Origin of the sequence: Sphingopyxis sp. TUF1 (assembly GCF_036687315.1) — a bacterium.
Lineage (GTDB): Bacteria > Pseudomonadota > Alphaproteobacteria > Sphingomonadales > Sphingomonadaceae > Sphingopyxis > Sphingopyxis kveilinensis.
This window is the reverse complement of sequence record NZ_CP144683.1, coordinates 2,452,429-2,464,335: the sequence shown is the minus strand read 5'-3', so window position 1 is coordinate 2,464,335 and position 11,907 is coordinate 2,452,429. Positions and strand designations below refer to the sequence as shown.

Below are 11,907 nucleotides of genomic sequence, written 5' to 3'. Positions count from 1 at the left end.
CCCCTCAAGATGAACGCCAGCCAAACCAAGAATGAACGCCAGATAAGCGCCGGGTTCAGCACCGCGTCACAGCCGAATCGCTAAACCCTCCTCAACAGGCCGCAAGACGCCGCCTGCGCTAGTTTGAGGAGACCGACCATGGCTATCAAGGCCAATCTGACCAAGGCCGCAATTGGTGCGGCCACCGCCGGCGCGATGGTGATGAGCGCGACCCCCGCGATGGCGCGCGACCGTTACGACGACAATGACGGGATCAGCGCGGGTGAGATCATCGCCGGTGCCGTCGTGCTCGGCGGCCTCGCGGCGATCCTGTCGTCGGGCAATGACCGGTACGACGATCGCTATCGCGGCCGTTATGACGATCCGCGCTACGGATATGGCTATGACTACAACCGCTACGGCAACAGCCGCAGCGCAGTGAGCCAGTGCGTTAACGCCGTCGAACGCGGAAGCCGCCGTTATGGCCGCACCGACGTTACCGAGGTGACGGACATCGATCGCAAGCGCGACGGTTATAAAGTCAAGGGCCGCGTCGTCGTCCGCGACGGCTATGGCGGCCGCTGGGGTCGCGGTGGGTCTTACGACCGCGGCAAGTTCACCTGCGACATCCGCTACGGCCGGGTGCAGAATATCAAATTCTCGGGCTTGGGCTGACGTGCTGAACCGCTGACCCTGAACCGCTGACAAGGAGCCCGCCCGTGCCACGGCACGCGGCGGGCTCTTTTGTCGTGACAGGGCGCTCACGCGGTGCCCAAGGATTTGAATCCCACCTTGCCAACGCGCGCGCATCCCGCAAAAGTGGCCCCTTTCTCACGGGGATCTCAGCCTATGCACCGCCGCACCCTTCTTGCCGCCGTCCCCGCCGCCGCGCTGTTACCCGCCGCAAGCCGCGCGGAAGGCACGAAGCCCGCTGCAGCGCCTGCCGCGCCAACGACGAAGGCTTCGATACCCCCCGTGTGGGAAACCGGTGCCGACCGCTTCGTGCGGCCCGACGTGCAGGGCGGCGACCGCCCGGTCGGTGCGAGCTTCGCATCGCGCACCGCCGTTTATGGGCTCAGCGGCGCGGCGGGCACCGCGCACCCCCTCGCTACGCAGGCCGGAATCGACATATTGAAGCGCGGCGGATCGGCGGTCGATGCGGCGATCGCGATCAATGCGTGTCTGGGCCTGCTCGAGCCCACCGCGAACGGCATCGGCGGCGACGTCTATGCGATGATCTGGGATCCCAAAACGAAAAAGCTCGCGGGACTGGCCGGGTCGGGCAAAAGCCCGCGCGGGCTCGATCTCGCGACGGTGCGCAGCCGCGCCAGGGGCGGCACATTGCCCGCCTATGGCGCGATCAGCGTGTCGGTGCCGGGTGCAGTCGACGGCTGGTGGACGATGCACCAACGCTACGGCAAGCTGCCGTGGAAGGAGCTGTTCGAACCCGTCATCGCCCATGCCGAGGCCGGAGCGCCCGTCCCCGACATGATCGCCTATTACATTCGCCGCAGCCTCGCCGGTTTCCGGCAGCCCGGCCGCGGGATCGAAGAAATCGACAATGCGATGCGAACCTGGGGCGTCAACGACGGCAAAGGGCCCACGGCGGGACAGGTCTTTCGCAACCCCGACCTCGCACGTACTTTCCGCCTGATTGCCGACGGCGGGCGCGACGCCTTTTACGAAGGCGAAATCGCGCAGACGATCGACGCCTATTTCAAACGGATCGGCGGCTGGCTCCGCTACGAGGACCTTGCCGCGCACCGGTCCGAATGGGTCGAACCACACAAGACCGCCTACCGCGGCACCGACGTCTATGCGCTGGGTGCCAATACGCAGGGCATCGCGACCTTGCAGATGCTCAACATTCTCGAACATTTCGACCTGAAAGACGCGGGCTTCCAGTCGGCACTGTCGATCCATCTGCAGGCGGAGGCGAAGCGCCTCGCTTATGAGGATCGCGCGCGCTATTATGCCGATCCGCACTTTGCCAAGGTGCCGGTCGAGTGGCTGATTTCAAAGGATTATGCTGCGACGCGCGCAAAGCTGATCCGCCCCGACCGCCTACTGTCTCCCGTCTATCCGGGGCAGGCGCCGAGCCGCGGCGACACCACCTATTTCAGCTGCGCCGACCAGGACGGAATGATGGTGTCGATGATCCAGTCGAACTTCCGCGGCATGGGGTCAGGGCTGGTCGCCGACGGGCTTGGCTTCATGTTCCAGGATCGCGGGCAATTGTTCAGTCTGCAGGACGGGCATCCGAACATCTATGCGCCCGGCAAGCGGCCGTTCCAGACGATCATCCCGGGCTTTGCGGCGCGCGGCAATGTGCCGTGGATGAGCTTTGGCGTCATGGGCGGCGACATGCAGCCGCAGGGCCAGGCACAGATCGTCATCAATCGTGTCGATTATGGGCTCGAAATCCAGTCGGCCGGGGATTCGCCGCGCTGGCATCACGAGGGATCGTCCGAAACGATGGGCGAGGATGCGGCGGGCCTTGGCGCCAACGGTCTCTTACGGCTCGAAAGCGGCGTGCCCGAGGCAAGCCGGCGGCAGCTCGCCGAAATCGGTTGGACGCTGGGCGAACCCGATGGCGGCTTCGGACGCTATCAATGCGTGGAACACCGCCTGGATGGCGATACGCGTGTCTATGCCGCAGCAAGCGAGATGCGCGCCGACGGCTGCGCGCTTGCCTATTGAACCGACAGGGCCACCCATATCACCGGAGGGCCAAGCCAAATAAATCGCGCGAATTATTCAAGAAGATATATTAAAATTTACCTTCTCCGTTTATATTGACCCGCGACCAAGAAGATAGACCGTCCGCGCGCCAAGAGGCCGGCGGCAAATACTGAGTCGCGCATGCCTGATTCCGAGGCCACCCCTGCCTCCCCGACGCCGGAGGAGAAGCGCCAACCGCGTCAGTCGCGGCTGGTCAAGGCGGCGCTCGGCTGTCAGCGGCTCGGGCGCTTCGACGTCACGCTGCGCAACGTCTCGCTCACCGGGATCGGCGGGCAAGGGCCCCATATGCTGCAAATTGGCGAGCGGATGACGGTGTTCATGCCCGGGCACGAACCGATGCTGGGAACGGTGCGTTGGGTTGCGGGAACGCGCTTCGGCATCCAGACCGATCGCGAGATTGAAACCGTTCGCCTGCGCGCGGCACACGACGATCAGATTATCGCCGCCGACAGCCGCCTGGATTTCCAGATTATTCCGCCGCCGAAAGTCGACACCTGGCGGCCAGGCCTGACGCGTGCCACGAACCTGCCGGGGCATCTCGGCCGAAAACGCTAGGCATCGCGTGATTAATCGGACCATTCTGGCGTTTGTGCCGAATTAGCAGCGCCGATTAGAGCGACGAGCCACAAATATGAACCGTTTGCCCTGAGCTTGTCGAAAGGCCGTTCTTTCTTTGGGCGGCGCAAGAAGAAGGACGGTGCTTCGACAAGCTCAGCACAAACGGATTTGGCGATGGTGCAGATTTATCGCTCGCTGCTCCAACATACGCCGCTCCGAGCGTCCGAATAACGCCCGGTCAACCCATTAACCCCCGTGCGCGCGAATCCACGCCTCGACGACTGGCGCGATCTCGTCGCGCCATTTGCGGCCATTGAAAATACCATAATGGCCGACGCCTTTGGCCATCAGATATTTCTTCCGCTCCGCGGGCAGTGCTTTTGCCAGCGTCAGGGCGGCCTTTGTCTGACCGATCCCCGAAATATCGTCGCGCTCGCCTTCGATCGCCAGGATTGCAATATCTTCGATCGCCCCAATGTCGACCGTTTCTCCCCGATGCTCGAACTCGCCCTTCGGCAGCAGGTGGCGCTGGAACACGGCATCGACGGTCTGCAAGTAAAATTCGGCGGTCATGTCGCACACCGCGCGATATTCGTCGTAGAATTCCTTCGTCTTGTCCGCGCTCTCGCCGTCGCCGTCGACCAGATGTTTGAACATCTCCCAATGGCTCATCATGTGATTGCCGAGGTTCATCGACATGAAACCGGCGAGCTGGAGAAAGCCCGGATAAACGCGGCGTCCGGCGCCCGGATAATAGGCGGGCACGGTCGCGATGACATTTTCCTGGAACCAGGCATAGGGGCGCGTCGTCGCATGTTCGTTGACCGCCGTCGGCGCCTTGCGCGTGTCGATCGGCCCGCCCATCATCGTCAGCGTTCTGGGGCGGCACGTGTGCTTGTTCGCCGCCATGATCGCCGCGGCGGCCAGGCTCGGCACCGACGGCTGACACACCGCCAGCATGTGCGCGCCCGGACCAATATGCTCGAGCCATCCGATCAGATAATCGATATAATCGTCGAGGTCGAACTTGCCCGCTTCCAATGGCACATTGCGCGCATCGCGCCAGTCGGTGATCCAGACGTCGTGACCCGGCAACATCCGCTCGACCGTGCCGCGCAGCAGCGTCGCATAGTGTCCTGACATCGGCGCGACGATCAACAGCTTGGGCGCGTCTTTCGTGCCCTTGTGCTTGAAATGCTTCAGCTGGCCAAAGGGTCGCCGCGCTTCGACCGCCTCGGTCACGCGCACCGTCTCTCCGTCGACGATCGTTTCGTATAGTTCGAACCCCGGCTTGCCGCGCGGCGCTGCCGCATGGGCGAAAACCTCCAGCGCCGAGGCAAACATCGGGCTGCCGCTGAAATAGCCTAGCGGATTGGCCGGATGCTGCATCACCTGCGCGCCCGCGGTCGCCAGCGCGCTGGCGCCCGCCAGCCAGTTCTTCTGCATGTCAAAAGCGTGATACAGCATCAATCGAAATGTCCTTGCGTCCGTTGGGGCGCTCTCGCGGCACCTCCTGGGCGAACAGTCTAGGCCATCAGGTCCATTGTGCAATGCATCATTTCGAGGTGCTTCACAGCTTTTGAAGCCAAGGCGGCATTCTGCAGCGTTGAGCGCGCTTCGCACGACTGCTAGGGGCGGGAGGATGGCCAGCCAATCCGATCGTTCCACCGCGAAAGCCGAACCCAGCCGCAAGCTCGGCAGTCTGCGCATGGTGTGGCATTATGCCAGCCGCTACCCGTTGCAACTCGTGATCGCTGCGTTCGCGCTGGGAGTTGCCGCGCTCGCGACGCTTGCGATCCCCTGGCAATTCAAGGAGATGATCGACAGCGGCTTCATCGCCGGCGGCGGCGACGTCGCGCCGCATTTCCGGCTGTTCTATGCCATCGTCGTGGCGCTGGCCTTTGCGACGGCGCTGCGCTTCTATTTCGTCAGCTGGCTGGGCGAGCGCACCGTCGCCGACATCCGCGCGGCGGTGCAGCAGAACCTGCTGCGCCTCGCCCCGGGATTTTTCGAGGAAAACCGCCCGTCCGAAATCGCCTCGCGCATGACCGCGGACACCGCGATCATCGAACAGGTCGTCGGCACCACCGTGTCGGTCGCGCTGCGCAATATGGTGATGGGGATCGGCGGCATCCTCTACCTGTTCAGTCTGTCGCCAAAGCTCACCGCGGGCATTTTGCTCGGGATTCCGGTCATCATCCTGCCGATCGTGCTCCTCGGCCGGCGGCTCCAGAAGGTCTCGCGGACCAGCCAGGATCGCGTGGCCGACATCGGCGCGACTACAGCCGAACAGATGGGCGCGATGAAGATCGTTCAGGCGTTCGGGCAAGAGGAACGCGAAGCCGCGCGCTTCGCCACCGCCGTCGAGGCAAATTTCGCGACCGCCAAGCGCCGCATCCGCCTGCGCGCGATCATAACCGCGACGGTCATCGGCCTGCTGTTCGGCGCGATCACCACGCTGCTCTGGTATGGCGCCGAAGGCGTAGCGGCGGGCACGATCACCGGCGGCACGATCGCCGCCTTTGTGCTCACCGGCGGCCTCGTCGCGGGCGCATTCGGCGCGCTGACCGAAGTCTATGGCGATCTGCTCCGCGCTGCGGGCGCCGCCGAGCGCCTGAGCGAGCTTCTGAATGCCGAGGCGACCATCGCGCCGCCTGTAAACCCTAGCCCGTTCCCCGAGCCGCCTCTCGGCACACTGGAATTCCGCGGCGTCGAATTTCGCTATCCGACGCGTCCCGATGCCCCCGCGCTCCACGATTTCAATCTCGCGATCCGCCCGCGCGAAACCGTCGCCATCGTCGGCCCCTCGGGCGCAGGAAAATCGACGCTTTTCCAGCTCGCCGAGCGTTTTTACGATCCGCAGGCAGGGCAAGTTCTGCTCGACGGCGTGCCGCTCGTCGACGCCGATCCCGCCGATATTCGCGCACGGATCGCGATGGTGCCGCAGGAAACGGTGATCTTTGCAGCCTCGGCGCGCGACAATCTGCGTTACGGCAACTGGGCCGCGAGCGACGACGATCTCTGGGCCGCCGCCCGCGCCGCCAACGCGGAGGAGTTTCTGCGCAAGCTACCCGACGGGCTCGACACTTATATGGGCGAGGGTGGCGCGCGGCTCTCCGGTGGCCAGCGCCAGCGCGTCGCGATCGCGCGCGCGCTGTTGCGCCGCGCCCCGCTGCTGCTGCTTGACGAAGCGACGTCCGCACTCGACGCCGAATCCGAAAAGCTCGTGCAGGACGCGCTCGAAGCGTTGATGCACGATCGCACGACCGTCGTCATCGCGCACCGCCTCGCCACGGTCCGCGCTGCCGATCGCATCATCGTGATGGATGAAGGACGGATCGTCGAAGAAGGACGCCATGACGACCTCGTCGCCGCCGACGGCCTGTACGCCCGCCTCGCGCGCCTCCAGTTTCAGGACAATCACGTCACGGTGTGATCGCGCGTAAAATGATAGCCTCCCCCAGCCCCGAAGGATCGACGATGCTCTACGACTTGACCGTGCCGGCCTATGTGAACGGATTGAACGCCCTCTCCGCCCAGCTCGACAAGGCGCTCGCCTGGGGTGCGGACAATGGCGTCGGCGAACAGCAACTGCTGGTTTCGCGCCTTGCGCCCGACATGTTCCCGCTTTCGGCGCAGATCCAATTTACCTGTATGCAGGCGGTTCAGCCCGCGACGCGTCTCGGCGTTGCCGGCGCACCGAGTTTCACAGAAGATGTCGCCGATTTTGCGGGCCTCCAGGCGAAGATCGCCGATGCGCTGGCGTGGCTGGGCACGGTCGATCGCGCGGTCGTTGACAGCGATCCGGGGCGGCCGGTCAGCTTCGACCTGCCCAACGGCATGGTGTTCGACATGACCGCCCTTACCTATGTTCGCGACTGGGCGCAGCCGCAATTCTATTTCCACCTCGTCGCCGCCTATGCCATCTTGCGGCATATGGGCGTGCCGCTCGGCAAACCCGACTATGTCGGCTATATGATGGCCTATCTCCGGCCCGGCACTGCGCCGACAGCCTGAGCGCGCTGCGCCGTCAGATCAGGTCGCGATAGCGGTCGATGCCCGGAAAGGCGATCGCCTTGCCGCCGTTGCGGCGGATCGACCCAATCGCCTGATCGACGCGCAGATAGCGTGCGCGCGCGTCGGGTTCGAACAGCAGCGTCGCGGGCTCGGCACGATCGGAGGCTGACTTGACGAGTTGACCTAGCTGCGCGAGATCGACCGCATCGCCGTTCCAGCGGATCACGTCGGCCGTATCGATACTGATGCGGTTCTCCTTGCGGATTTCTGCCGGTCCGGGCTCGATACCCGGCAAGTCCACGTCAACGCTGTGCGTCGGCGGCGGGATGGTGATGACGAACATCACCAGCATCACCAGCATCACGTCGATCAGCGGCGTCGTGTTGATAATCGGGCTAGCGTTAGGGCTGGTGCGGAAAATGCTGCGGCGTCGGCGCATCGTCTCTCTCCCGTTTGATCGGGGCCTCGCACCCGATGATCGGGCAGTCCCGTCCAATGACACCACCAATATGGCATCTAATGTAACGATATAACATTGTATCGTAATGACAAGGCCCAATTTCGCGAACGAAGAGCAACCGAGCAACAAGCATAAAGAAAGGGCGGCACCTTTCGGTACCGCCCTCCTTTTTCTTCCAGTCCCCGTCGGGGATGGAAACCGGTCTTACATGCCCGAGTTCGGACCGTAAGTGATTTCCACACGACGGTTCTGGTCGTTGCGGACACCGTCGGCGGTCGCAACTGCCGGACGAGTTTCGCCGAACGCCTGCGCGCTGATCGAACCATCCGAGATACCGCGAGCGGTCAGATAGCTGCGAACTGCGGCGTTGCGGCGTTCCGACAGACCGACGTTGTACGTGGCCGAACCCGAACGGTCGGCGTGACCGGCGAGCATGACCTGCGTACCCGTGCAACCACGGTTGTAGGCGCTGATCGCATTGTCGAGCGTCGACGCTGCTTCCGGCGTGATGTTCGACTGATCCCAGTCGAAATACACGATGTACGGCCCAGGTGCGCATTCCACGACCGGCGGCGGCGGCGGAGGCGGCGGGGGCGGCGGAGGCGGCGGGGGCGGCGGGGGCGGCGGGGGTGCCACCGGCTCCGGTGCGCCACCGAAGTTGTACGTCAGCGTGCCGAGGATCGAGTGCGACCGGAAGCGCGTCGAAACGTCGCGGCCAGCCTGATCGACGAGATCAACACTGTTGGCGTTGAAGAAGCGATACTTCAGGCCCACGTCCCAGTTGCTGCTGAGCGGAGCGCGGATGCCCGCGATCGCCTGCCATGCAAAACCCGTGTCCGAATCGTCGAGGAACGGGCCAGCGAAGACGGGTTCGACCGACACACGAGCCACACCGGCGCCACCGCCGATAAAGCCCTGCAAGCCGTCATCGTCACCAAAGTCGAGCAGACCGTTGACCATGAAGCTCAGCGCGTTCGAATCGCCGTTCAGAGCGGTCGAACCGACGAACGAACCGGCGCCGCCGGCGGTCGAGGGAATGCCCGGAGCCGAGAAACGGCCCGACTTGATGTCGGCTTCACGAAAACCGACTTCAACTTCCGCGCGGAACGCGCCAAAGTCATAGCCGACGGTGCCTTCGAAATCGTAACCCGTACGATGGTCGAGGCTACCGGCATTATTGGTACCGGCAATGTCGAGATCGATGTCCTCGATGATCATGACACCCGCGCCAACACCGACGTACCAGGAGTCGTCGCGCGCCAGAGCAGGCGACGCCAGGGTGGTGGAGGCCAACGCCACAGCGACGGCAAGCTTCCTCATAATAATTCCCCTTTCAATTTGAGATATACGTCTCGCCAGACGTCCTACTCGCCGCTTTGGTTCCGTGCAAGATAACAAATCGTGAATATGTTGCCAAAAAGTCGCACTTGCTGATCCAAACCACGCAAATTCAGCCTGAAATCATAAGGCCCTGCGCTTCGATGGCCAGCATCAGCGCGGCGATTGCGGCGCGGGCCTCGACGTCGATCACCGCACCCCCACTCGGCGTGGCGATGCTATCGGGCTCGATCCATGCGCCGCCTTCATAGCGAATGCGAGCTCGATCGGCCAGCCGGATCACCTGCATACCTTCGCGCGGATCCACAAAGCGCCAGCCGCCTGCCGTCCATAGCGCGATCGTTCCATCTTGCCCCGCCCATCCGCCGGTCGCCACCGAGCCGACAATCCAGCACTGGCCCTCGGCGGGCGCCATCGGTGGCGCGGCGATCGGCCCTGCTTCGACGGCGGCATGGACCAGCGCGTCGAGCACGATCAGCGCCTCATTGTGCGTCACCTCCTTTTGCGCCTGCGCGACGGCGAGCAGCGGCAGGCCAAGGCGCGGCGTGGCGATCGTATCGGTCATGACTTTATCCTTTTACGTCAAGGGTATGAACAGCGGCGGCGACAGGGAGAAATCGCCAACCTGCCGAATTTCCAGCACCAAACCGGGCGGCAGGGCAGCGAGTTCGCCGGCAGCGATGACCAACGTCGGCGACGCCAGATCCCACGGTCCGATGCCCGGTACGGCGGGCGAGAGCGCCGCACGCCACGCCTCGCGGCCTTCGCCGAGCGGCACGTCGACATGGTCGCGCCAACCGGCGTCGATACGGCTGCATCTGATCCACGTTGCGATCACCCCGCCCGCCCCGTCGGGACGGACGCGCCCATGAACTGGCGCCAGCGGCCGCAGCGCCCGGCCCGCCGCGGGCACCGCGATCCCGGTCAGCGTCGTGCCGCCGCGCGGCACCCATTGCAGCGTCGCGGCGCCGTTTTCGGCCCAGCCTGCAAGCGTTTCGGGCAGCATCAGCGCCGCCGGGTCATCGAGCAGGACGAAGGGTTCGCCCGCGGCATGGATCGTCGCCGCGTCGGTCCCTGCGCGCCCGCGCAACAAGCGCGACAGGCGCCAGACGCCCGCCGAAACGATCTCGGCGCGCCCGAATTGCAGCAATTCGCCGCCCAGCATCACCCGGTTCGCCCCGCCCAGCAGTGCGGCATCGCTCACCGATTCCAGCGTCATCGCCGGATTGACCAGTTCGACGAGCACCGCATTCGCCAAATCGAATAGGCTTGCGCGTCCCGCGGCCAGTGGTGCGGCCAAATGCCCCAGCGCCGCCGCCGGGCGTGCCGTTCCGATTGCGATGGGCTCGGCGCCGGGTCCAGGCACGAACCAGCAATCGGCGCCCCGCCAGCCATCGTTGCTTCCCGCGCCCGCGATCAGGACATGCGGCGCCGACGCGGCTGGACTGGCCAGATTGGGAAGATCGAGAACATGAACGGTCCCGATTGCATCGGGCCAGTCGGGCGCACCGACCGGAACGCCCGGATCGGCTGGCACGTCATTCGCGGGAAGCGGCTGATATCGCTTCAGTTCCAGCCAGATGTCGTCCCCGCGGATCGCGCGTTCGCTCAAACGCCAGCCGCTGCCGTCCTCCAGCGTCACCACCTGCCCTACGGTCAACGCCGCCGCCGCAAGGTCGGCGCGCAAAACGACCGTCTCCCGCCCGTCCGCCGCCGCACCCGCCAGTCGCCCTGCCAGCGCGCGCGCCGACGCGGCGGGTAGCGCGGCGGGCAGGTCGATCCGCTCCTCGCGCACCCCGCCACCGGCGACCTGGCTCATTTGCTGTCCCAGTTGATAATCGCGGTCCGGCTCATAGTGGCGCAGCCTGATCCTGCCGGGCAGCGATGACAGCGGCGCCCGCCGCCGCTCGTTATCGGCGGCGCCGGCGTCGCGCCGCCGCGCCTCACGAAAATCGGCAAGCGCCACGGCTTCGCCCGCCCGCGCCGGAGTTGCAAGACGCCACCCGCCGGGCCCGCTGCAAAGCCGGACGCCGTCGGCCTCGAACAAGGGCGCCAGCGCGTCGCGCGCGCGGTCGCCCGACGCCGCATAGCCCAGAAAGCTCCAGTCGCCCACGCACGGCGCCGCATCGTCGAGCAATCGTCCGCCCACCAGCCCCGCGTCGATGTTCCCCGCATCGGCGTCGACTTCGAAGGTCAACGACGGGATACGGTTCCCGAAGCCACCGATCTCCAGATCCTCGAAAACCGTATAGGCCAGCCCGCGAAAACCGCTCGTCGACGCGGTCCCAAGTGCCGATGCGATCAGCGGATCGACCGCTTGGTCCTCGCTGCCATCGTACCAGCGAAAGGTGCAACGCTCGTTGAACGTCCCGCTCGACCCGCGGAGCAGATTGCCGTCGGCCCAGATCCGCCGGATCGCGCGGATTGGCCGCGACGACAGCGCGATCGCCAGCGACACCGAATAGCTATATTCGGTCGTCGAAGGCTGGCCCTTGCCGCCGCCATGCTTCTCGCGCCGCTCGATCAGGTCGGTCGCCCAGATGACGCTGCCCGCGACGCGCATCGTCCCGAACAATTGCGGTATTTGCTGGCCATAGGTCGACGCCTGGACCTTCAAATCGGCGAGCCGCGGCCCCTCGCGCCCCTTGGGCGCCAGGATCGCCGCATCGACCTGCTGCCCCAACGCCGCCCCCAACGCCGCGCCCACCGGCCCGCCGATCAGACCACCGGCCACCGTCAGCACCAAAGTCGCCATTCCAACGCTCCTGAAATAAGCCATAATCCCCTCCCGCTTGCGGGAGGGGCAGCGAGAC

Annotated in this window: 10 protein-coding genes; 5 read left to right on the top strand and 5 right to left on the bottom strand. The window is 65.0% G+C overall.

The genetic code is table 11. The features are described from left to right. Positions 1-138: 138 nt before the first annotated feature. From VSX77_RS11600 to VSX77_RS11590, 3 genes are all read left to right on the top strand, one after another. A complete protein-coding gene (locus VSX77_RS11600) occupies positions 139-654 on the top strand; it encodes a hypothetical protein (protein WP_338424764.1) in 516 nt (171 codons plus the stop codon). Positions 655-828: 174 nt separating this feature from the next. Continuing rightward, positions 829-2,679: a gamma-glutamyltransferase family protein gene (locus VSX77_RS11595; RefSeq protein WP_338424763.1), complete on the top strand. Its 1,851-nt coding sequence runs from the start codon at positions 829-831 to the stop codon at positions 2,677-2,679. A gap of 162 nt (positions 2,680-2,841) precedes the next feature. Beyond that, positions 2,842-3,276 (top strand): PilZ domain-containing protein, encoded by a 435-nt coding sequence (locus tag VSX77_RS11590; RefSeq protein ID WP_338424762.1) that lies wholly within the window; start codon positions 2,842-2,844, stop codon positions 3,274-3,276. Positions 3,277-3,525: 249 nt separating this feature from the next. On the opposite strand, the gene VSX77_RS11585 is transcribed toward VSX77_RS11590, so the two are convergent. Continuing rightward, positions 3,526-4,746 (bottom strand): polyhydroxyalkanoate depolymerase, encoded by a 1,221-nt coding sequence (locus VSX77_RS11585; RefSeq protein WP_338427264.1) that lies wholly within the window; start codon positions 4,744-4,746, stop codon positions 3,526-3,528. A 175-nt stretch (positions 4,747-4,921) separates the two neighbouring features. Here VSX77_RS11585 and VSX77_RS11580 point away from each other — a divergent pair, with 175 nt between their 5' ends. Together VSX77_RS11580 and VSX77_RS11575 are read left to right on the top strand one after the other, a co-directional pair. Further along, a complete protein-coding gene (locus tag VSX77_RS11580) occupies positions 4,922-6,715 on the top strand; it encodes an ABC transporter transmembrane domain-containing protein (protein WP_338424761.1) in 1,794 nt (597 codons plus the stop codon). A gap of 44 nt (positions 6,716-6,759) precedes the next feature. Next, positions 6,760-7,296 (top strand): DUF1993 domain-containing protein, encoded by a 537-nt coding sequence (locus tag VSX77_RS11575; RefSeq protein WP_338424760.1) that lies wholly within the window; start codon positions 6,760-6,762, stop codon positions 7,294-7,296. Between the two features lie 13 nt (positions 7,297-7,309). Here VSX77_RS11575 and VSX77_RS11570 read toward each other — a convergent pair whose 3' ends face one another. The 4 genes from VSX77_RS11570 to VSX77_RS11555 form a co-directional block, all read right to left on the bottom strand. Next, the gene (locus tag VSX77_RS11570; RefSeq protein ID WP_338424759.1) at positions 7,310-7,735 is read right to left on the bottom strand and encodes an ExbD/TolR family protein; all 426 of its coding nucleotides are present in this window, start codon (positions 7,733-7,735) and stop codon (positions 7,310-7,312) included. 225 nt (positions 7,736-7,960) lie between these two features. Continuing rightward, positions 7,961-9,076 (bottom strand): OmpA family protein, encoded by a 1,116-nt coding sequence (locus VSX77_RS11565; protein ID WP_338424758.1) that lies wholly within the window; start codon positions 9,074-9,076, stop codon positions 7,961-7,963. Between the two features lie 130 nt (positions 9,077-9,206). Further along, positions 9,207-9,659 (bottom strand): DUF2793 domain-containing protein, encoded by a 453-nt coding sequence (locus tag VSX77_RS11560; RefSeq protein ID WP_338424757.1) that lies wholly within the window; start codon positions 9,657-9,659, stop codon positions 9,207-9,209. A 12-nt stretch (positions 9,660-9,671) separates the two neighbouring features. Continuing rightward, on the bottom strand, positions 9,672-11,849 hold the full coding sequence (locus tag VSX77_RS11555) for a phage tail protein (RefSeq protein WP_338424756.1): 2,178 nt from the start codon (positions 11,847-11,849) through the stop codon (positions 9,672-9,674). Positions 11,850-11,907: the final 58 nt, after the last annotated feature.

What these genes read in the sequence shown, in the direction of transcription:
- VSX77_RS11565 (WP_338424758.1), bottom strand. Translation starts at nt 9,076, where the DNA reads ATGAGGAAGCTTGCCGTCGCTGTGGCGTTGGCCTCCACCACCCTGGCG.
- VSX77_RS11580 (WP_338424761.1), top strand. Translation starts at nt 4,922, where the DNA reads ATGGCCAGCCAATCCGATCGTTCCACCGCGAAAGCCGAACCCAGCCGC.
- VSX77_RS11560 (WP_338424757.1), bottom strand. Translation starts at nt 9,659, where the DNA reads ATGACCGATACGATCGCCACGCCGCGCCTTGGCCTGCCGCTGCTCGCC.
- VSX77_RS11590 (WP_338424762.1), top strand. Translation starts at nt 2,842, where the DNA reads ATGCCTGATTCCGAGGCCACCCCTGCCTCCCCGACGCCGGAGGAGAAG.
- VSX77_RS11600 (WP_338424764.1), top strand. Translation starts at nt 139, where the DNA reads ATGGCTATCAAGGCCAATCTGACCAAGGCCGCAATTGGTGCGGCCACC.
- VSX77_RS11585 (WP_338427264.1), bottom strand. Translation starts at nt 4,746, where the DNA reads ATGCTGTATCACGCTTTTGACATGCAGAAGAACTGGCTGGCGGGCGCC.
- VSX77_RS11555 (WP_338424756.1), bottom strand. Translation starts at nt 11,849, where the DNA reads ATGGCGACTTTGGTGCTGACGGTGGCCGGTGGTCTGATCGGCGGGCCG.
- VSX77_RS11570 (WP_338424759.1), bottom strand. Translation starts at nt 7,735, where the DNA reads ATGCGCCGACGCCGCAGCATTTTCCGCACCAGCCCTAACGCTAGCCCG.
- VSX77_RS11575 (WP_338424760.1), top strand. Translation starts at nt 6,760, where the DNA reads ATGCTCTACGACTTGACCGTGCCGGCCTATGTGAACGGATTGAACGCC.
- VSX77_RS11595 (WP_338424763.1), top strand. Translation starts at nt 829, where the DNA reads ATGCACCGCCGCACCCTTCTTGCCGCCGTCCCCGCCGCCGCGCTGTTA.